The sequence below is a fragment of the Clostridium formicaceticum genome (assembly GCF_001854185.1).
GTDB lineage: Bacteria > Bacillota > Clostridia > Peptostreptococcales > Natronincolaceae > Andreesenella > Andreesenella formicacetica.
In genome coordinates this window covers 348498-369170 of record NZ_CP017603.1, presented here as the reverse complement: position 1 = coordinate 369170, position 20673 = coordinate 348498, and the positions used below count along the sequence as shown (strand labels likewise).

Below are 20673 nucleotides of genomic sequence, written 5' to 3'. Positions count from 1 at the left end.
TATTACATGTATATACAAGTGGTTGATGGATATTTTAAATAAAGGTGGGAATCTAAATGATTATTATTGGGGAAAAAATTAATGGAACCATTCCAAGTGTGAAGAAAGCTATTGAAGCTAAGGATGAAGCGTTTATTCGTGACCTTGCTGTAAAGCAGGTAGATGCGGGGGCTGACTATATTGACGTGTGTGCAAGTACTGCTCCTGAGTTTGAGGTTGAGACATTGAAATGGTTAATGGATATCGTTCAAGATGCTGTTAGTAAACCATTAAGCATTGATAGTCCAAATGCAAAAACAATTGAGGCTGTGCTAAAATATGCGAAAAAGCCGGGGCTTATTAACTCCGTATCTGAGGAAGGCGAAAAGTGTGAAGTGATCTATCCATTGATTCAGGGAACAGAGTGGCAAGTAATTGGATTGACCTGCGACAATAGGGGAATTCCTTCAGACGTTCAAACAAGGGTGGATATAACAAAAATATTGGTTGAAAAGGCACAAAAATATGACATTGCACCAGATAGAATTCATATTGATCCTCTAGTAATGGCTCTTTCAACAGATAATGCATCTTTGTTAAGTTTTGTAGAAACAACAAAAACAATTAAGGCAATGTATCCTACAATTAAAGTAACTTCAGGATTAAGTAATATTTCTTTCGGAATGCCCTTAAGGAAAGTTGTTAACCAAAACTTTTTAACCATTGCATCTTATGTAGGAATGGACTCTGCTATTATGGATCCATGCAACAGAGACATGATGGCTTCATTACTTGCAACGGAGGCGCTGTTGGGTAAAGACAAGCATTGTAGAAAGTACTCCAATGCCTATAGAAAAAATAAAATTGGACCTATTAAGGAATAGTTGCAGTAATTGGAAAAACAGAGAAAAATATAAATAACTGAAAACGTATTCAACTACCTTGTATATTAGAGAATGTTTGATGATAATAAATGCTTTAAGAGAAATAGACAATCCAAATAGAAAATTTAAGGGGGAATTTTAAATGGCAGATTTAGCAATGGATTTAAGTGTATTAACACAGGCGGTAGGAGATCTTGACGAGGATCAAGTACTAGAAATGTTAAATGAATTTGTAGAAACAAATCCAAGTGAGGAAGATGCACAAAAGGTAGTAAATGCATGTCAGCAGGGGATGGCAATTGTAGGAGACTTGTTTGATAAAGGTGAGTACTTTGTTGGGGATTTAATTTTTGCAGGAGAATTATTAACAAGTGCTATTGAAACATTAAAGCCGGTAATTGGTTCAGGAAGCACAGAAAAAGTAGGAAAAATCGTTCTAGGAACAGTAGAGGGTGACCTACATGATATCGGTAAGAATATTTTTAGAAGTATGTCAGAGGCGGCAGGTTTTGAAGTATATGATATCGGCATTGACCAGTCAGCAGATGCGTTTTTAGAGAAAATCAAAGAGGTAAAGCCACAGATCGTAGGCATGAGCGGTGTACTTACTTTAGCCATTGATTCAATGAAAAATATTATAGATGAAATGAAAAGTCAAGGAGTCAGGGATGATGTAAAGATCATCATCGGGGGTAACCCTGTAACAAAAGAGGCTTGTGAGCATGTTGGGGCAGATGCTTTTACTACGAATGCAGCGGAAGGTGTAAAAATTTGTCAAGGCTGGGTGAACTAGTATGACAGATGTTAAAGCATTGCAGCAAGAGAGGATACAGTTATTTACAGACTTATATGATGGGAAAATCCCTAAAAGAGTACCCATCAATGCTAGTTTTTCTATCGAGTTTGCAATACAGTATGCACAGAAAGATCTAGGAGAATTACAGTGGAATACGCCTTTACTTGAAGAGGCATTCGATAAGGTAGGACAGGACTTCTTTACTGATTACAATCCCTGTGGCCTTTCATTAAGAAATCCCCTCCATTATCAGCTTTTAGGGGCAAGAAACTTTGTAATGAGCTCCAGTGGTTTTATGCAGCATCCAGAGGTTCATGGTTTAGAGGCAGAAGAATATGATGAGTTTATTGCCTCACCTTATGATTGCATTATGGAAAAGGTTTTACCTAGAATCTACAAGGAATTGGATACCAACCCTTCTCAAAGATCTATTGTATTTGCAAAGGCTTTTAAAGCTTACTACGATGAAATATTGAGTGGTGTAGCTACGGCACAAAGAGTAAATGACAAATTTGGTTATTCTCCTATAGGAGGAATAGATGTATTAACAGAAGCTCCTTTTGACTTTGTGGCAGATCAACTAAGAGGTTTTAAGGGCATTACGGGAGACCTTAGAAGATGTTCTGATAAAGTTTTAGCAGCTGTTGAAGCAGTTACACCTTTGATGATCAAGGCAGGCGTATCACCAAAGGGTCCAAGCAAGTATGGAAATACCTTTATTCCACTACATATGGCCCCTTATATACGTCCAAAGGATTTTGAAAAGTTTTATTGGCCAAGCTTTAAGAAATTGGTGGATGAATTAACAGCTATGGGTTATCCATGTATGCTATTTGTTGAGCATGATTGGATGCGTTACATTGACTATCTATACGAACTTCCTGAAAACACAAGAATGTGGTTTGAATACGGAGATCCTCAGCTTGTAAAAGACAAATTGGGCAAAAAACATATTATATCAGGCTTCTACCCAATCACATTGTTAAAAACAGGAACAAAACAACAGTGTATTGATAAGGCAAAGGAATTAGTTGATATTCTTGCACCAGGAGGCAAATATAACTTTGGTTTTGATAAAGGTATCATCACTGCCGACAGTGTTAATGCAGAAAATCTTCAGGCAGTTTTACAATACGTAGGAGAAAATGCTAATTACTAGAAGGAGGGTGCTGTATGGATACAAAATATTATAAAACATGGGAAGAGTACAGGGCAGAACATCCAGAAATGGAAGAAAGACTTGAAGGAGTAATGGCGCCTAAAATACAAACCTATGAAGAAATGATGTTTAGTTTTGTTATGGGTTTATTAATGTAAAATTCAGAAGAAAAGTAGGAAAGAAAGCTGCAATTTTATAAAAAAGAAAATTGCAGCTACTTTTTTGCATTCGACATTTTTTTGAAAATTTTTAAAAGGTATACAGATATAATAGTCAGATATATTGACAGAAAAAAAATGTCTGATATAATTAAAATATATACAGCTATAATACATGTATATACATGTAGAAATTTTAACTCTTGTAAAAATTCCATAGGAAATTTTGGGACAAAATTTTATAGAATTCTTAAAGAAATTTATATGTAAACGTATTCAATAAAGGTTCTTTGTTAAATAGGTAAAAGATGTAGTATGAAGTTCCTAATCACGTCAGTGATTTAGAGAATATATATTGTTTAATAGGATAAAGGGGGAATTTTAAATGGCAGATTTAGCAATGGATTTAAGTGTATTAACACAGGCGGTAGGAGATCTTGACGAGGATCAAGTACTAGAAATGTTAAATGAATTTGTAGAAACAAATCCAAGTGAGGAAGATGCACAAAAGGTAGTAAATGCATGTCAGCGGGGGATGGCAATTGTAGGAGACTTGTTTGATAAAGGTGAGTACTTTGTTGGGGATTTAATTTTTGCAGGAGAATTATTAACAAGTGCTATTGAAACATTAAAGCCGGTAATTGGTTCAGGAAGTACAGAAAAAGTAGGAAAAATCGTTCTAGGAACAGTAGAGGGTGACCTACATGATATCGGTAAGAATATTTTTAGAAGTATGTCAGAGGCGGCAGGTTTTGAAGTATATGATATCGGCATTGACCAGTCAGCAGATGCGTTTTTAGAGAAAATCAAAGAGGTAAAGCCACAGATCGTAGGCATGAGCGGTGTACTTACTTTAGCCATTGATTCAATGAAAAATATTATAGATGAAATGAAAAGTCAAGGAGTCAGGGATGATGTAAAGATCATCATCGGGGGTAACCCTGTAACAAAAGAGGCTTGTGAGCATGTTGGGGCAGATGCTTTTACTACGAATGCAGCGGAAGGTGTAAAAATTTGTCAAGGCTGGGTGAGTTAATATGAGTGACATGCTGGCTTTAGATACAATAACATTAGCGCAAGAGAGAACACAGTTATTTCGTGATTTGGTAGATAATAAGATTCCTAAGAGAGTACCTATCGGCGCCGTAAGATTTTCATCTGAGTTTGCTATACAGTATGCAGATAAGGATCTAGCAAAAGAGCAGTGGGATACAGCTAGGCTGGAAGAAATTCTTGATAAAGTGTGCCAAGATTTTGCTTCTGATACACTACCACTAAGTTCTATAAGATTTCCTTCTTATTACAAAATACTAGGGGCAAAAACCTTTGTAATGGGTTCAAGTGGGTTTTTACAGCATCCAGAGGTGCATGGGTTAGAACCAGAAGAATACGATGAATTTATTGCTTCTCCTTATGACTGCATTATGGAAAAGGTAATGCCAAGATTGTATACAGCATTAGATACAAACCCAGTAGAAAAATCTTTGGTACTAGCAAAAGCTTTTAAAGCTTACTATGATGAAACAGGTAACATGGGAAAAATATTTGCAGCATTATCTCAAAAACACGGGTATGCACCACCACTATTTACAGGTGCCACTGAAGCACCTTTTGATTTAGTAGCTGACTTGATAAGAGGATTTAAGGGTGTCACTAGCGATCTTCGAAGGTGTCCAGACAAGCTAGCGGCTGCTTGTGAAGCGGTTACTCCAATGATGGTGAAAAAAGGGGTTCCTAAAAATCCTTCTAAGTATGCTTCAACTTTTATTCCATTGCATATGGCACCTTACATACGTCCAAAGGACTTTGAGAAATTCTATTGGCCAAGTTTCAAAAAATTAATTGAGGATATGGCAGCTGCTGGACAGCCATCAACATTGTTTGTTGAACATGACTGGATGCGTTATATTGACTATCTATATGAGCTTCCCGAAAATACAAGAATGATGTTTGAGTTTGGAGATCCAAAGGTTGTAAAGGAAAAGCTAGGGAAAAAACACATTCTTACAGGCTTCTATCCTTTAACTTTATTAAAGACAGGAACAAAAGAGCAATGTGTTGATAAGGCAAAAGAACTTATTGATATTCTTGCACCGGGTGGAAAATATTATTTCGGTTTTGATAAGAGCATTATCACTGTAGACAGCGTTAATATTGAAAATCTACAGGCAGTAGTACAATATGTAGCTGAGAATGCCAATTATTAGAAGAGGGACTTGAAGCGGTAATGGTTTCTAAAATACAGACTTATGAAGAAATGATGTTCAGTTTTGTTATGGGCTTGTTGATGTAGAAAAAATCATCACAACACTGATCAGAAATCGTCTTAAAATGGGTTTGCCAGGATTCTTTAATAAAAAGGTATTTTATCAGGCAGAGATACTCTGCCTGATTCCCTAATATTTCAGCAGGAATGAAGGTTGTTTAGAAACTTTAATACCAGTATTTAAATAGTGTAAACGTTATCATCTATAATTTTATCCTTTGGTCCATTGATAAGATTCTCGTTTCTAGGTGAACAAACTAAGTGGCTAACAGCAAATCAAAGATTTGGGTTATCTACTTATGCAAGTGGGAGATCAAGCACTACATATTGGAAGTAAATTCCACTGCAATCATTATTGGTGTCTTTTCTGCTTTGATCCTGGTTTTACTTTTTAAACGGAGGTGTTAGGTATGAGTAAGGGTGAAAGGAAAAAGCTTTTTAGAAGTACAAAGGGTTCGTTGCTTTATCTTTTAGGCCTCACCATAGTTTTTGTGATTCTGCACTGTGATTTTTGGAATTGGGGCAGCCCCAACATTTACTTTGGATGGATGCCACAAGAATTTTTATATCGACTGGTGTATTTGGTGGTGCTAACGCCACTGGCTAATTACTCCATTCAAAAACTTAGTTGGCCGCTTCCCCAGAGTAAATCAGAAATGAAGAAAGGGTAGGTGAATGAATATGGGTGGCAGCGTAATGTTAACGATTTCTATGGTTTCTATATACTTAATAGGGACAATTTGTATAGGACACTTAGCAGCAAGAAAGATGGAAATGTCATTAGTAGATCTTTTTGTTGCAAATCGGTCATTGGGATTATTGGCACTTGTTATGTCTATTTTTGGATCTCAAATCACCGCATTTGGTATGCTAAGTGTTCCAAGCAATGCCTATCAGATGGGTTACTCCACAATGGGTTACATGATAGGGCTTGCGGCTTTTACAAGTTCTGCTGGATTCTATTTGATAGGTTATAGAACTTGGTTGTTGGCAGATAGGTATGGTTATGTTACACCAGTTGATTTTCTGGGAGATCGCTGGGGAGATAATTTGCCTAGATATATCGTGGCAGTGCTGCAGATTCTTCTGGAAATACCTTATATATTGATTTGTGGAATAGGGGCAGGCGTGATACTATCCACGATTACTGCAGGTGCAATTCCCTATTGGTTAGGAGCATTGTTGATCCTTGTCATCACCACTTATGTAGCCTATGCTGGCGGAATGCGAGGTACAGCATGGACCAATATTTATCAAGGGTTTATTATGCTGGCAGTGATTGTGATTATGATGGTGATGCTTTATAGAACACTAGGAGGAAGTGCCGCGATTGTTTCGCAGTTAGACCCTAGCATGATATCGTTAGGTGGTAAAGGACCTCAAAGCCTAGGACAATGGATTCCCTATAGTTTTTTATGTACAGGCCTTGCTAATGGTGTAGTGATGCACATGTTAATAAGAAATATGTCCGCCAGCAGCCCAAAGGTAATCCAATTGAATACCCTTATTTATCCAGTATTATATGGGGGTTTTTTCTTCATAACTGTAAGCTTAGGGGTTTGGGGAAGTGTTGCTATACCAGGATTATCAGCAATGGAGGCGGAAAACATTATTCCTATGCTAGCGGAAAGGTTTGCTCCCACTTGGATGATTGGTTTATTAGGAGCCGGAATTCTTTCTGCCATTATGTCTTCTTGGGATGGGATGTTACTAGCTTCTTCTTCGATTTTTTCTGATGATTTGTTGAAACCAATATTAAAGTCCAGAGGGATACAGCTGTCAGAAGAAAAGGAAAATAAAATTAGTCGTTTCTTTATTTTATTTTTATCAGTAGTTGCCTACCTTTTAGTTTTGTTGAGACCAACAACGATTTTAGCTATTGCAACATTCTCCTTTGCGGGATTTGCATGTTTGTTTCCAGCTTATTTTGGTGCTCTTTATTGGAAGCGTTGCACGAAATGGGGAGCCATTACTTCCTCCGTCACTTCAGTTGTTTTTGTAGCCCTATCAGCTTTTAATATTTTACCAAAATGGACTAGTTTCAATATGCATTATTCAGCGCCAGGGTTCATTTTAGCAATTATAACATTGGTAGGTGTATCCTTGTTGACAGTGCCAGCATCAGAGGAAAATATAGAGAAGTTTTTTTCTGTTTTTGAAGAAGTATATGAGGATGCAAACTGAAGGCGCCTATCCATCAGAGAAGAATAAATTGCTATATGAAAAATAGGACGAAAGACATTTTCACTGGATTGTTTTAAATTGTACAAATAATATGGAAACGCATTGACCTGCCTAAGATATTTGATATAATTACATTATAGCGATAATAAATCAGAATACGGAGATGTTTTTAAAAGATAAAAGACTAAAGCGTTTACCTTCAACAAAGGCAGGAAAAACACCAAAATACATCAAAGGTGGGGAGGTCAATGGCAACGTTATCCAGTGAAAAAGAACAGTTGTTTCGTGACTTGTATGATAACAAAGTACCTAAACGTGTACCAATTAGTGCAAATTTTTCCATTGAATTTGCTATACAATATATGGGTAAAGACTTAGGAGAACTTCAGTGGAATACTACTTTGCTTGAAGAAGCTTTTGAAAAGGTAGGTCAAGATTTCTTCACGGATATTAATCCCTGCGGTATTTCATTAAGAAACCCTCTTCATTACAAATTATTAGGCGCAAGAAACTTTGTAATGAGTTCTAATGGATTTATGCAGCATCCAGAGGTACATGGTTTAGAGGCTGAAGAGTACGATGCCTTTATTGCTTCACCTTATAATTGCATTCTAGAGAAAATATTGCCTAGGATTTATACAGAACTTAATACAAGTCCTGCACAAAAATCTATAGTATTTGCAAAGGCATTTAAAGCCTACTACGACGAGTTGTCTGTTGATAGGGCTAGAATGCAAAGAATCAACAAAAAGTTTGGCTATTCCTCCTTAGGAGGCATAGATGTATTAACAGAAGCTCCCTTCGACTTTATAGCAGATCAGTTAAGGGGTTTTAAAGGGATTATTCGTGATCTTAGAATGTATCCTGATAAACTTTTAGCAGCTGTTGAGGCGGTTACGCCTTTGATGATTAGACAAGGAATTCCTCCAAAATCTCCAAGCAAATACTTAAATACTTTTATTCCATTGCATATGGCACCTTATATACGTCCACAGGACTTTGAGAAGTTCTATTGGCCGACCTTGAAAAAACTGGTGGAGGAATTAGCTGCTATGGGCTATCCATGTATGTTATTTCTTGAGCATGATTGGATGCGTTATGTTGATTACTTATGTGACCTTCCTGAAAATACAAGGATGCGGTTCGAGTATGGAGATCCTCAGCTTGTAAAGGAAAAGCTAGGTAGGAAACATATTATTACAGGCTTCTATCCAATCACATTGTTAAAGACAGGAACAAAACAGCAATGTATTGATAAGGCAAAAGAACTAATTGATCTTCTTGCACCAGGGGGCAAGTATATGTTTGGCTTTGATAAAGGAATTATCACAGCAGATAGTGTGAATACTGAAAACCTACAGGCAGTTTTACAATATGTGGCTGAAAATGCTCATTATTAAAAGGAGGGATGCTATATGAATACAAAGTATTATAAGACTTGGGAAGAATATAAGGCAGAACATCCAGAATTGGAGGAGAGACTTGAGGGGGTAATGGCGCCCAAGATGCAAAGCTATGAAGAAATGATGTTTAACTTTGTTATGGCACTATTGATGTAAATACTGAAGAAAAACCAAGTAGCAGCTATAATTCTTATTTATGCAGAATTATAGCTGCTATTTTAAATAATTGGCTAAAAAGTATTTTGAAAATTACAAAAAACATACATAGGTGTATTGACAGTAAAGAAATGTCTGATATAATTATGAGTATATACACATATATTACATGTATATACAGGTTACAATAAGTAACTTTAGTTAATCTTCTAATGGAGGTAATAAATTGGTTAAGAGGAACTGAAAATCTGTTCAATTCCTTGGTTTTAAAAGAACTTCTAATCACGCCAGTGGTTTGAGGAATATAAAAATAATAAAAGGGGGAGCTGAAAATGGCAAGTTTAGCAATGGATTTAAATGCATTGACACATGCAGTGGGAGAGCTTGATGAAGATGAAGTATTAGAGATGCTAAATGAATTTGTAGAAACAAGCCCAAGTGAGGAAGATGCGCAAAAGGTTGTAAATGCATGTCAGCAGGGGATGGCAATTGTAGGGGATTTATTTGACAAAGGAGAGTACTTTGTTGGTGATTTAATCTTTGCAGGGGAATTATTAACAAGTGCTATTGAAACTCTAAAGCCAGTAATAGGCTCAGGAACTACAGAAAAAGTGGGAAGGATTGTTTTAGGGACAGTGGAGGGAGACCTACACGATATCGGCAAGAATATTTTTAGAAGTATGTCGGAAGCAGCAGGTTTTGAAGTATATGATATTGGTATTGACCAATCAGCAGACGCTTTTTTAGAAAAAGTTAAAGAAGTGAAACCACAGATTATAGGAATGAGTGGTGTACTTACCTTAGCCATTGATTCAATGAAAAATATTATAGATGAAATAAAAAAGGAAGGACTAAGAGATGATGTAAAAATCATCATTGGTGGTAATCCTGTAACAAAAGAGGCTTGTGAACATGTTGGAGCAGATGCTTTTACTACGAATGCAGCAGAAGGTGTAAAAATCTGTCAGGATTGGGTGAGCTAAAAACATGCACCAGTATCGTTATAAACCTTGATTTATATATCATTTACAGTGGCGCTTTCAAATTGCACATCAGGTTGACAAAGGGATGCCATCATCATAATATAGTAGATAGAAGACATGCATAAAAGATTCTGTATTACCTTAAAATACAAAAAATGTGTATAAACTGTAAAGGTATGTATAGTAAGCTGATTACTATAAAATATATCAAGGAATAACGGAGGATGAAATGAACAATTTAGAGGAATTAAAAGAACAAATTATTAAAAATGTAGAGCAGCTCAATGAGGAAGTTGTTATTGAGCTGGCTAAGAAAGCCTTAGAGGTAGGTATAGAACCATTATCCTTGCTGGAAATCATCAATGAGGGGATGAATAAAGTAGGTATTCTCTATGAGAAAAAAGACTACTATATTGCTGATTTGATTATGGCAGGGATTATTTTTAAAGAAGTTTTAGCACTAGATAAAATGACGATGCATTTTCAAAATGAGTATAGTAAAAAAGTAGGTAAAGTAGTTTTAGGCACTGTACAGGGAGATATACATGATATCGGAAAAGATATATTTAAAGGTATGCTGGAGACAAACGGTTTCAAGGTGATTGATCTTGGCGTAGATGTTTCTAAGGAATCATTTACAAAGGTGATTATAGAAAATACTCCTGACATTGTAGCATTAAGCGGTGTATTAACCTACACAATTGAGCCAATGAAGGAAATCGTAGATAATTTGGTTGAAGCTGGCATAAGGGATCAAGTAAAAGTAATTATAGGGGCGAATCATATAACGAAGGACACATGTAAATATATTGGGGCAGATGGTTTTGCTAATGATGCTTCTGCTGGGACAAAAATATGTTTAGAGTGGATGAATGAGCAGGGAGTAGTAGACGATGAAAAATCCAGTATACGCTAAAATTGTTGAGGATATCAGGAATAAAGTAAATAGCGGAGAATTAAAGGCAGGAGATGATTTACCTTCTGAAACAGCCCTATGCAAAGAATATGATACTAGTAGAATGACGGTACGAAAAGGTCTTTCCATTTTGTCCAACGAAGGATATATTTATTCAGTTCCGGGAAAAGGATACTTTGTTGAAAAACCCCAATATAACAAATATACGATTTACTACGATGAGATGAATAACTTAATTAATAATGTAGACAACACAAAATTATTGGCAGTTGATATCACAAAACCAAGTGAAAGGTTAGTAAATAGTTTGCAAATTCATAAAAACAAAAAAGTTGTTATGATACGTAGATTATTTTATACCGAGGGAGAGCCTATGGCTTATGATATTAAGTACTTGCTTTATCAAAAAGGGATACCGATTGTGGAAGCAGAAATCAAACATGCCACACTCCCAGAAATGATCTCTAAAAACATATCTCTTTTTGCCATGAAAAAAGAAATCATGATTCATGCAAAGATTCCACAGGAAAAAACCAAGAAACTGCTTAATATATCTGATGATCTTGCTTTATTAGTGGTAGAACAGAAGCTATATGATAATAATAATAAGCCCATGGGTATAGGCATTACTTATTTTAGAGGAGATTATATTAAGCTACAGGGTGTAAGTCAATAACTTAGCCATGCCTATTTTAAAGGAACTGTTTTGAAGCAGGTGCAGGTTGTAAGGAGGGGATGGATTGAAGAAATATAAGGTGGTTTTTCGCCCTGAGGGCCAAGTGATAGATGTTTTTGAAGGAAGTACTGTAATGAAGGCTATAAAAGAAGCAGGGGTTGACTTTGACTTTCTCTGTGGTGGTGGAAAGTGTGGAAAGTGTCGCGTTCGAATTGTGGAAGGAAGCATTAAAACCCATGTGGAAGAAAAAGCTTTTCTTGGGGAAAAAGAAACCAGTGAGGGTATTCACCTTGCCTGTTTCACGGAAATTTATAGCGACATTGTAGTAGAGCTTCTCCAGGCAAAGGCTGCGCAACACCAGATTCTGTTGGAAGCAGGGGAAAGGCCTATGGAGATTATACCTCATATTTGCAAAAAATATATTGAAGTGAGAAAGCCATCTCTTGATAACCATCTGTCGGATTGGAAGCGTTTTAGATCTAGTCTTTTTCAAGGGGAAAGTCAATATACCACTATGCTGGAGACAGAAATTGCTGTTTTACACCAACTATCAAAAGCTTTACGGGCCAATCAATATCATTTGACTGCGGTTACATATGGCCATGAGGTTTTGGGAATTGAAGAGCAGGATACTACGCAAAAGCTGATGGGTATGGCTTTTGATATTGGTACCACCAGTATTGTGGGATATTTGATGGATCTTCATTCTGGAAGAGAATTAGGTGTTGTCTCTACTGTAAATCCTCAGACGAAGTTTGGCGCAGATGTTATCACCCGCATGAATTATGCCAATCAAGAAGAAAAAGGGCTGGAAAGGTTGCATGATGCAGTAACTCAGGCTATAAGTAAATTGATTGGGGAGGCTGTCGAAAAAGCAGGCTTAAGCAGTGATGATATTTACGTGGTAACTGTTGCAGGAAACACTTGTATGCATCATCTTTTTTTAGGCTTAGACCCCCAATACCTCTCTCGATCACCCTACACAGCTACTACCAGTGAGCCTTTAATATTAAATGCAGTGAAATTTCCTATTACCATGAATCCTGCAGGAAAGATCTTGGTTTTACCTAATATTGCAGGTTTTGTAGGTGCGGATACAGTGGCGGTACTCTTAGCCACGCAAATGGATCAAAGTGAAGAAATTAAACTGATGATTGATATAGGAACCAATGGAGAAATTGCTCTAGGTTCTAAACACAAGTTGTTTGCTTGTTCCTCTGCTGCAGGTCCAGCCTTTGAAGGTGCACAAATAAGTAGTGGCATGAGAGGGGCAACAGGAGCGATTGATCATGTTGTGTTTGAAGAAAAACTTGCCTATTCTGTCATAGGTGGAGGGAAGCCACAGGGAATTTGCGGTTCGGGACTTTTAGATGTGGTAGCAGGACTCATAGAGCATGGCATCGTGGATAAAAGAGGAAGATTTTTGCCTATTGAGAAGATAACCAGTGCTAAGGCAGAAGGGTTTAAAGAAAATATTGTTCAGTATGAAGGCATGGCAGCTTTTTTGCTAGCAGATGAAAATACTACTTTACATGGAAGGCCTATCTTAGTGACCCAAAAAGATATTCGAGAGCTCCAGTTGGCAAAGGGAGCAATGGCAGCGGGTATTAAGGTGTTGGTAGATAAGCATGGTATTGCAGTAGAGGATATTAAAGAAGTACTGCTGGCAGGCGCCTTCGGAAATTATTTGAATCCCCACAGTGCTTGTGTGATTGGTCTCATTCCTAAGGCATTAGAAGGAAAAATAAAAATGGTAGGGAATGCTGCTGGCACTGGTGCAAGGCTAGCTCTACTTTCTTCTGGCGAATACAAACGCGGAGCTGCTATTGCTGAATTTACCCAATATGTTGAACTAGCTTCTTATCCAAATTTTTCTTCCATTTTTGCTGAATCCATGTATTTTTAAGAAACTAATCTATAGATAGGAATCCACAAGTTTTAAGATACTAAAAAATGCATGTGAAACTGCTCTATGCTTTTGAATCAAAGGTGACATCGTGAATTTCAACATAAAAATTAAAAGATAAAAGACCACACTTATTCAGAGGAGGATAATCATCTTTTTAAAAATTCACTTAGAATATCCAAAATATATTTTTCCAGTACTGTCTACAGCTACAAACTGCAGCTAAAAAAGTTCTTACTATATCCTTTTGAATGCTTAAAATTGATGAAAATTTATGGAAAAGGATGGGTTCAAAACTATGAGGAATGCAGTACTGAAAATAGCAGTATTATCGATATCTTTGTTATCGCTGACGATAACATCAGCCTCAGTAGCGCTTGGGGATATAAGCTTGGCATTTCCAGATGCAGGTCCTAATACGATTAAGTTAATTGTTTCTTTACCAGCACTATTGATTATTCCTTTCACTTTGCTATGTGGTAAGTTGTCCAACGCTGTAAGTAAGAGAAAACTTTTGTTTACTGGACTTTCATTGTTTTTAATCGGCGGAGTGGGGCCTAGTTTTTCAAATAACCTAATCTGGATATTGATATTAAGGGCTATTTTAGGTATCGGCATGGGCTTTATTATGCCCTTAGCTACAGGATTAATTGCGGACTTTTTTGATGGAGAAGAAAGAGCAGCTATGATGGGGCTACAGAGTGCTGTTGTAAATACTGGGGCAATTATAACCAGTCTTGTGGCTGGATTTTTAAGTGCCATCGATTGGCACTATGTTTTTCTAGTATACTTAATAGGTGTGCTTGTATTTGTAGTAACTTTTTTCAAATTGCCGGACCCAGAACAACCGCAAGAAACAAATACTGAAAAAGAAGCATTAAACAGACCTGTCTATGTCATCGCTTTTGTTATATTTGTACATTCCTTATTACTTTTTTCCTTTTTTACGAATACGGCTATGGTGATTACAGAAGAGGGTTTGGGAAATGCCGCTTCGGCTGGTATAGCAATTACGTTGATGACAGTGGGAGGGTTGATTGCTGGCATATTTTTTGGGAAAATCCTTCAATGTCTGAAGAAATTTGTTATTCCGCTTAGTGCTGTATTAACAGGAATTGGTTTTTTTATGCTAAGTTATCCTCAAGGACTTAATTTGATGTTGATAGCATCTATTATCATTGGTATAGGTTTTGGAACCACCATGCCTGCGGTAATGATTAAGACCTCGATGGTTGCACCGAAATCTGCAACGACATTAGCAATTGCTGTTGTGACAAGCGCTATGAGCTTAGGACAGTTTATATCACCCTTTGTTCTATCCTTTGTTGAGATGTTATTTGCTGCTAACACAGGAAGATTTTCATTTGTTTTTGCTGGATTTGGGATTTTGGCAGGTGGTTTAGTGTTATGCCTATTGGTCTTACGACCAGAAAAGGCCTTTGGCAGTGAAAGTAATTAAATCGATCTTTAGATAGGACTTCTGCAAGAGAATAGAGAACTATAAATAAAGAAATGGTACTGAATTTTAGTGCCATTTCTTTATTTACAGCCAGTTTGCACAAGATATTTTTGATAAATGATTGGGATTTCTAAATTTTTAGATGAGAGAGTGCAATGGTTTCGCCTGGATTGATGACAACAAATTCATCATCCCATGGACCCGTTAAAAGCTTCTTCATATATTCCAGGGTGCCGGGAATCGTTTCGTGTGTTAAGTTTAAATCATCTGCTATAAGTTTCGTTGTATTTAAAAATTCCTCTAAGTCATAAGCACCAGTTTCTATGACACCTAATCGTTTGTAGTGTTGAAGCATGGTTTTGAAAATTCTATCTGCCCTTGCTTTACCCATACGCTTCACTGTGTCTTGATATTCTGCCCATATATTTTTCTCATAAGTTAGCCATCCCTTTGTAAGGAAATAAGTTCCCATTTCGTCGCAAATTTCTTTGCGCTTTTTACAGGAGCCTAAAAGTAATGTTATACAATCATCTATACGGGGAAAGATGATGGGATAAGAAGGCGCTGTAACACCAAGGAGAGAATTACCACAAAACCCAAAGGCCATCAGGACACGATCTACATTAGAGATATGATCTAACTCATCTTGTAATCGTTTTTTTAGTGAATCAGGAACCATATGTAATCCTGACTCTATCCATAGTACAGGATAGTTGCAATTCGTTTCCTTGATAGCCACATTTAACTCATCTGCAATCGTTTGACAGGCAACAATTAAAGTACTCAAGATTTTATCCCCCTTTTTTACCACTATAAAAAAACACGCTTATATGGTTTCGGAAATACATTCCCTTGATTCCGACATCTATTGAACTTGTGGAATTTTTTTAGCGATTTAATTTTCACTACTATTAAATCATTGCACAGTTTAAGCTGTTTCGTTATAGAGGCATATCTTTATAAAGCAACTTGTATATACACCTATAGAATAGTGAATCATCATACTTGTAGTGTACCATAAAATCAAAACTTTGCCAATTGTCTTCCTATTTAGAATGTTTATCCTACGGTATAGTGCTTGATCTCCCACTTCTTAAAGAGGGAGATCAAGCACTGCATTCTCAAAGTAAATTCGGCTACAATTCAGAGGGACTAAAAACTCCCCCCTGAAATAAAAAATCAGTAAAACTTATGGACATATGGTAAAATTATAGAAGGAAACACTATGGATCTACACTAAAAAACGATACAAGCCATTAATAATGGAAGAGGGGAGTGAGGTCATTGTGAGTTTAACAAAAAATCATCCTATACCGTCATCTTTTGTTCATCTACACCTTCATACTGAGTATAGTCTATTGGATGGTTTTACTACAATTCATAAAGTGATGGATAGGGCAAAAGAAATAGGTATGGAAGCCATTGCTATTACTGATCATGGCACCATGTTTGGTGTGGTGGAATTTTATAAAGCAGCTATGAAGAAGGGCATTAAGCCTATTATAGGTTGTGAGGTTTATACTGCTGCAAGGGGAATGAAGGACAAAGATCCTAATAAGGATAAGTATCAAGGGCACTTGGTTTTGTTGGCTAAAAATATGGAGGGATATCAGAATCTAATCAAGTTAGTCTCTCATTCCTATTTATACGGTTTTTACTATAAACCAAGGGTAGACTATGATGAATTAGAAAAATATAGTGAAGGTCTAATTGCTCTAAGTGCTTGTTTGGCAGGAGATATCCAACAATGCTTGTTAAATCAGCAATATGCTAAAGCTAAGGAAATAGCGATAAAATTACAAAACATTTATGGAAAAGACAATTTTTATTTAGAACTCCAGGATCATGGGTTGCAAGAACAAAAAGAAGTAAATGCTCAATTAATAAAACTTAGCAAAGAAACAAATATTCCTTTAGTAGCAAGCAACGATGTACATTATATCTATAAGGAAGATGCAGAAGCCCACGATATTTTATTGTGTATCCAGACGGGTAAGATTCAGGAAGATAAGGAAAGAATGAAATTTCCTAACGATACCTTTTATTTAAAAACACCTCAAGAGATGTCCGCGTTATTTTCTTATGCGCAGGAGGCATTAGAAAACACCGTCAAGATTGCAGAAAGATGTAATGTAACCTTTGATTTTAATACGATACATCTACCGCAATATGATACACCTGAAGGTTATAGTGTACAGCAGTATTTAAAACAATTGTGCTACGAAGGCTTAAGTCGTCGTTATCATCAGCCGTCACAGGCACTAAAGGATCGGTTGGAGTATGAACTTAGGGTCATAGAGGAAATGGGCTATGCTGAATATTTCCTTATTGTTTGGGACTTTATAAAGTATGCTAAAGATCATCATATCCCTGTAGGTCCTGGTCGTGGAAGTGCTGCCGGTAGTATAGTAGCCTATACTTTAGGCATCACCGACATCGATCCTATTCGTTATAATCTTATCTTTGAACGTTTCCTAAATCCAGAAAGAATAAGTATGCCAGATATAGACATAGATTTCTGCTATGAACGTCGAGAAGAAGTCATTGATTATGTGAAGAGAAAGTATGGTAGTGAGAAGGTGGCGCAGATTATCACCTTTGGAACCATGGCAGCACGGGCGGCTATTAGAGATGTAGGCAGAGTGATCAACATGCCTTACAATAGGGTGGATCAAATCGCAAAGGAAGTTCCTTTTGCTATAGGGATGACCATTGATAAAGCTTTAGAGGTCAATCCTCAATTGAAACAGCTTTATCATGAAGATCAGGAGGCTCGATATTTAATTGAAATAGCTAAAAAGTTAGAAGGATTACCTAGACATGCTTCTACCCATGCTGCTGGTGTGGTAATTTCTAAAAAGGCACTAGATGAATATGTTCCTTTGTATATGCATGATAAAAGTGTAACGACTCAGTTTACTATGGGGAATTTAGAAGAACTGGGTTTGCTTAAAATGGATTTTCTAGGATTACGAACACTAACAGTAATTCGGGATGCTATTGATCTAATTGAAAAGAATCATGATAGAAAAATTGATTTTTCCTCCTGCGATTATGGGGATAAAAAAGTATACGAAATTATCAGTAAAGGAGATACCTTAGGACTATTCCAGCTGGAAAGTGCTGGGATGATCCAGTTTATGAAGGAGTTAAAACCTGATTGTATAGAAGATATTATTGCTGGAATTGCCCTTTTTAGACCAGGACCAATGGACTCTATTCCTAAATATATTGCCTATAAAAATGATCCTTCGAAAATTGAGTACCTACATGAAAAATTAAAGCCCATTATGGAGGTCACCTATGGATGTTTAGTTTACCAAGAACAGGTGATGAGGGTGGTAAGGGACTTGGCAGGCTATAGTTATGGGAGAAGTGATTTGGTTAGAAGAGCTATGGGTAAAAAGAAAAGAGATGTCATGGAGGAGGAAAGACAATATTTTATCTATGGAAAAGTAGATGAAAAGGGAAATATCGAGATTCCAGGTTGTATTAGAAACGGTGTTCCCGAAGAAATTGCTAATAAAATCTATGATGATATGATTGACTTTGCTAATTATGCCTTTAACAAATCTCATGGTGCGTCCAGTTCTCACATATAAAACTCGTAAGAGCTAAAAGTGAGCAGATTCAACGAATCTGAACTAATGAAACGATTAGGAGAGTGAAATCCTCTCCCACCACAATTATCCATAGTGGTGACACTGATACCCCGTTATGCATGAGTTAGGTGGTACTGGCGAATGTATAGAGCACGGTAAGGTCGTGGAGCTTGATGCCTCATCTTTGACATAAAGAGGCTAAATAGAGCGGGTGTCCTTAAAAGTTCTAGCATGGTTAGATAACGAACCCTTGTGTAAAACATCGTAATTGTTGCCCGACAGCAGAAAGTCGGATTTTGGGATTGATGCAAGTAGTCGTGAGGTACTTGTATCTGGTGATAGAAATATCAAAGGTTTAGAGATGATTAGGATAATTAGTTTCTAAACAGTCCTCGGTGTAGAGAGGGAACCTAAACTAGTACAAAAGAAGGGATAGTTTCATTGGAACTGGAGAGACCTCAACATTGGAGAATGCCACTTCAATGAAGGTGTTGAGGAGTCAGAGGAGTCATAGTAGTGATGAAGGGTAGCCAATAGTCACTATGGACAGTAATGTCTGAAGGAGGAGAAAACTACCCAGAGCGAAGGACTCCAGTCGGAGCAAGAAGTAATCTACTGACAACGTACTAATACGAACTCTCCTAACGGAGATGAGAGTTAAACAGTCTTAACCTGCAGGGGTGATAACACTTGCGTATGTGGTTAAAAAGGTACGGTGTCGAGAACGAACAACAGCTACAAAATACGTTAGATTTAATATACAAAAATACCAAGAACGATGCTGAAATATATGATTTAATAGAACTTATGAAGAATGAACAGACAATAATTACAGCCTTACACAATATTAAAGCAAATAAGGGTAGCAAGACAGCTGGTATAGATAAAAGGGAAATAGATTACTATCTGCAAATGAATAACAATAAGTTATTAAAACTAATCATTAAAGCAATAGACAACTATAACCCACAACTTGTTAAGAAGGTTTACATCCCAAAGAAGAACGGAAAACTTAGACCATTAGGAATACCCACTATCATTGATAGAATCATACAAGAAATAACTAGAATAGTAATAGAACCAATAGCAGAAGCAAAATTCTATCAACACAGTTACGGTTTCAGAAATCCATGTATTTAGTAAGATATGCTGATGATTGGATAATACTAACACAAACAATAGAGAATGCAGATAGAATGCTAAAACACGTTAATAAATTTTTCAAACACAGATTATCCCTAGAATTATCCGAAGACAAAACAGTCATAACAGACTTAACAAAAGAAAAAGTTAAATTCCTCGGATTTGAAATTTATAAAGAAAAGAAACGATTCTCAGAGTATGTAAGGTAACACCAGATAGAGAATCACTTAAAAAGAAAACTAGGGATATACTGGACTCAGTTGAGACAATAAGATATCAGGAAATTCCATTAAAAATCGTCACCCAAGTGGAAAAGGTAAACAGCAAGATTGTAGGGCTCTCAAATTACTATAAGATTTCGATAGCAAAAGGAGTCCTAACAACCTTAGACAACCGTATATACTACACAGCACTGAAATCTGTGAGGAGATTATACAGAACGGGTAAAAACAGGTTGATGGAAATAGACAAGGTCAATAATAGAACAAACAGGCATATGGGATACAAGCAAATGACTTTCTACTTCGACTACAACGGCCTAAAAATAGGAATCACTAAAGCATCAATAACCCCAATAGTCTACGCTAGACAATTCAATACAAATCTAAACCCCTATACCACGGAAGGACGAAACCTCAAAGCACAAATAGCAGGTAAGCAAGAAAGAGTAAGATGGAGACCAACCCTATACAACCCCTACGAAATCTTTAGGATAGTAGGAAATAACGAAAAGCATAAGAAGATATATAACTTCGAGTATGTTATGAATAGGGAATACGCCTTTAACAGAGACAAAGGTAAATGTGTAGCGTGTAAGGATTTCTTAAACAAAGACAATATAGCTTGTCATCATAAGAATTCAAATCTTCCACTAAATCAAATTAACAAACTACCCAACCTAACATCATTGTGTAAAAGCTGTCATAATTTAGTACATTCAGACTTAGACTCAGATAATAAAAAGATAACTCAGCTTCGTAAAATATTTAAAAATGTTGTTTAG

The 20673-nt window shown here is 36.6% G+C and carries 19 protein-coding genes and 1 pseudogene; 19 read left to right on the top strand and 1 reads right to left on the bottom strand.

From position 1 onward, the window contains the following. The first annotated feature begins 56 nt into the window (after nucleotides 1-56). From BJL90_RS01660 to BJL90_RS01600, 15 genes are all read left to right on the top strand, one after another. Entirely contained in the window at nucleotides 57-863 is an 807-nt protein-coding gene (locus BJL90_RS01660) for a methyltetrahydrofolate cobalamin methyltransferase (RefSeq protein ID WP_070963717.1), read from the top strand. 142 nt (nucleotides 864-1005) lie between these two features. Further along, nucleotides 1006-1656, top strand: coding sequence for a cobalamin B12-binding domain-containing protein (locus tag BJL90_RS01655; protein WP_070963715.1), 651 nt, complete (start codon nucleotides 1006-1008; stop codon nucleotides 1654-1656). A 1-nt stretch (nucleotide 1657) separates the two neighbouring features. After that, complete coding sequence (locus tag BJL90_RS01650; RefSeq protein WP_070963713.1) at nucleotides 1658-2818, top strand: uroporphyrinogen decarboxylase/cobalamine-independent methonine synthase family protein; 1161 nt, start codon at nucleotides 1658-1660, stop codon at nucleotides 2816-2818. A 14-nt stretch (nucleotides 2819-2832) separates the two neighbouring features. Continuing rightward, a complete protein-coding gene (locus BJL90_RS22290) occupies nucleotides 2833-2976 on the top strand; it encodes a hypothetical protein (protein ID WP_169824183.1) in 144 nt (47 codons plus the stop codon). A 385-nt stretch (nucleotides 2977-3361) separates the two neighbouring features. Next, a complete protein-coding gene (locus tag BJL90_RS01645) occupies nucleotides 3362-4012 on the top strand; it encodes a cobalamin B12-binding domain-containing protein (protein WP_070963711.1) in 651 nt (216 codons plus the stop codon). Nucleotide 4013: 1 nt separating this feature from the next. Continuing rightward, nucleotides 4014-5183 (top strand): uroporphyrinogen decarboxylase family protein, encoded by a 1170-nt coding sequence (locus tag BJL90_RS01640; RefSeq protein ID WP_070963709.1) that lies wholly within the window; start codon nucleotides 4014-4016, stop codon nucleotides 5181-5183. Between the two features lie 469 nt (nucleotides 5184-5652). Further along, nucleotides 5653-5913: a hypothetical protein gene (locus BJL90_RS01635; RefSeq protein WP_070963708.1), complete on the top strand. Its 261-nt coding sequence runs from the start codon at nucleotides 5653-5655 to the stop codon at nucleotides 5911-5913. 25 nt (nucleotides 5914-5938) lie between these two features. After that, the gene (locus BJL90_RS01630; RefSeq protein ID WP_169824182.1) at nucleotides 5939-7426 is read left to right on the top strand and encodes a sodium:solute symporter family protein; all 1488 of its coding nucleotides are present in this window, start codon (nucleotides 5939-5941) and stop codon (nucleotides 7424-7426) included. Nucleotides 7427-7674: 248 nt separating this feature from the next. Next, entirely contained in the window at nucleotides 7675-8826 is a 1152-nt protein-coding gene (locus BJL90_RS01625) for a uroporphyrinogen decarboxylase family protein (protein ID WP_070963705.1), read from the top strand. Between the two features lie 15 nt (nucleotides 8827-8841). Next, entirely contained in the window at nucleotides 8842-8985 is a 144-nt protein-coding gene (locus BJL90_RS22285) for a hypothetical protein (protein WP_169824181.1), read from the top strand. Nucleotides 8986-9317: 332 nt separating this feature from the next. Beyond that, nucleotides 9318-9968: a cobalamin B12-binding domain-containing protein gene (locus tag BJL90_RS01620; RefSeq protein WP_070963703.1), complete on the top strand. Its 651-nt coding sequence runs from the start codon at nucleotides 9318-9320 to the stop codon at nucleotides 9966-9968. 229 nt (nucleotides 9969-10197) lie between these two features. After that, on the top strand, nucleotides 10198-10884 hold the full coding sequence (locus tag BJL90_RS01615) for a cobalamin B12-binding domain-containing protein (RefSeq protein ID WP_070963701.1): 687 nt from the start codon (nucleotides 10198-10200) through the stop codon (nucleotides 10882-10884). After that, nucleotides 10862-11560: a GntR family transcriptional regulator gene (locus tag BJL90_RS01610; protein WP_070963699.1), complete on the top strand. Its 699-nt coding sequence runs from the start codon at nucleotides 10862-10864 to the stop codon at nucleotides 11558-11560. The genes BJL90_RS01615 and BJL90_RS01610 overlap by 23 nt, the downstream gene beginning before the upstream one ends. Before the next feature lie 64 nt (nucleotides 11561-11624). After that, entirely contained in the window at nucleotides 11625-13466 is a 1842-nt protein-coding gene (locus tag BJL90_RS01605; protein ID WP_070963697.1) for an ASKHA domain-containing protein, read from the top strand. Nucleotides 13467-13764: 298 nt separating this feature from the next. Further along, nucleotides 13765-14925, top strand: coding sequence for an MFS transporter (locus BJL90_RS01600; RefSeq protein WP_070963695.1), 1161 nt, complete (start codon nucleotides 13765-13767; stop codon nucleotides 14923-14925). Between the two features lie 130 nt (nucleotides 14926-15055). Here the strand turns inward: BJL90_RS01600 and BJL90_RS01595 are convergent, their stop codons facing one another. Beyond that, entirely contained in the window at nucleotides 15056-15712 is a 657-nt protein-coding gene (locus tag BJL90_RS01595; RefSeq protein WP_070963693.1) for a DUF1638 domain-containing protein, read from the bottom strand. Nucleotides 15713-16187: 475 nt separating this feature from the next. Here BJL90_RS01595 and BJL90_RS01590 point away from each other — a divergent pair. The 4 genes and pseudogenes from BJL90_RS01590 to BJL90_RS01575 all read left to right on the top strand — a co-directional run. Continuing rightward, nucleotides 16188-18512, top strand: a pseudogene (locus tag BJL90_RS01590) (DNA polymerase III subunit alpha); the annotation flags it as partial. 705 nt (nucleotides 18513-19217) lie between these two features. Then, entirely contained in the window at nucleotides 19218-19667 is a 450-nt protein-coding gene (locus BJL90_RS01585) for a reverse transcriptase family protein (RefSeq protein ID WP_070963691.1), read from the top strand. After that, nucleotides 19658-19879 carry a reverse transcriptase domain-containing protein gene (locus tag BJL90_RS23245; RefSeq protein ID WP_070963690.1) on the top strand — a complete coding sequence of 74 codons (222 nt, stop codon included), beginning with the start codon at nucleotides 19658-19660 and terminating at the stop codon, nucleotides 19877-19879. Before BJL90_RS01585 ends, BJL90_RS23245 begins: the two co-directional genes overlap by 10 nt. Next, the gene (locus BJL90_RS01575) at nucleotides 19858-20673 is read left to right on the top strand and encodes an HNH endonuclease (RefSeq protein ID WP_156778686.1); all 816 of its coding nucleotides are present in this window, start codon (nucleotides 19858-19860) and stop codon (nucleotides 20671-20673) included. Before BJL90_RS23245 ends, BJL90_RS01575 begins: the two co-directional genes overlap by 22 nt.

Bases quoted from the DNA above. Each gene is read 5' to 3' on its own strand.
- BJL90_RS01660 (WP_070963717.1), top strand. From the start codon at position 57: ATGATTATTATTGGGGAAAAAATTAATGGAACCATTCCAAGTGTGAAG.
- BJL90_RS01655 (WP_070963715.1), top strand. From the start codon at position 1,006: ATGGCAGATTTAGCAATGGATTTAAGTGTATTAACACAGGCGGTAGGA.
- BJL90_RS01650 (WP_070963713.1), top strand. From the start codon at position 1,658: ATGACAGATGTTAAAGCATTGCAGCAAGAGAGGATACAGTTATTTACA.
- BJL90_RS22290 (WP_169824183.1), top strand. From the start codon at position 2,833: ATGGATACAAAATATTATAAAACATGGGAAGAGTACAGGGCAGAACAT.
- BJL90_RS01645 (WP_070963711.1), top strand. From the start codon at position 3,362: ATGGCAGATTTAGCAATGGATTTAAGTGTATTAACACAGGCGGTAGGA.
- BJL90_RS01640 (WP_070963709.1), top strand. From the start codon at position 4,014: ATGAGTGACATGCTGGCTTTAGATACAATAACATTAGCGCAAGAGAGA.
- BJL90_RS01635 (WP_070963708.1), top strand. From the start codon at position 5,653: ATGAGTAAGGGTGAAAGGAAAAAGCTTTTTAGAAGTACAAAGGGTTCG.
- BJL90_RS01630 (WP_169824182.1), top strand. From the start codon at position 5,939: ATGTTAACGATTTCTATGGTTTCTATATACTTAATAGGGACAATTTGT.
- BJL90_RS01625 (WP_070963705.1), top strand. From the start codon at position 7,675: ATGGCAACGTTATCCAGTGAAAAAGAACAGTTGTTTCGTGACTTGTAT.
- BJL90_RS22285 (WP_169824181.1), top strand. From the start codon at position 8,842: ATGAATACAAAGTATTATAAGACTTGGGAAGAATATAAGGCAGAACAT.
- BJL90_RS01620 (WP_070963703.1), top strand. From the start codon at position 9,318: ATGGCAAGTTTAGCAATGGATTTAAATGCATTGACACATGCAGTGGGA.
- BJL90_RS01615 (WP_070963701.1), top strand. From the start codon at position 10,198: ATGAACAATTTAGAGGAATTAAAAGAACAAATTATTAAAAATGTAGAG.
- BJL90_RS01610 (WP_070963699.1), top strand. From the start codon at position 10,862: ATGAAAAATCCAGTATACGCTAAAATTGTTGAGGATATCAGGAATAAA.
- BJL90_RS01600 (WP_070963695.1), top strand. From the start codon at position 13,765: ATGAGGAATGCAGTACTGAAAATAGCAGTATTATCGATATCTTTGTTA.
- BJL90_RS23245 (WP_070963690.1), top strand. From the start codon at position 19,658: ATGTATTTAGTAAGATATGCTGATGATTGGATAATACTAACACAAACA.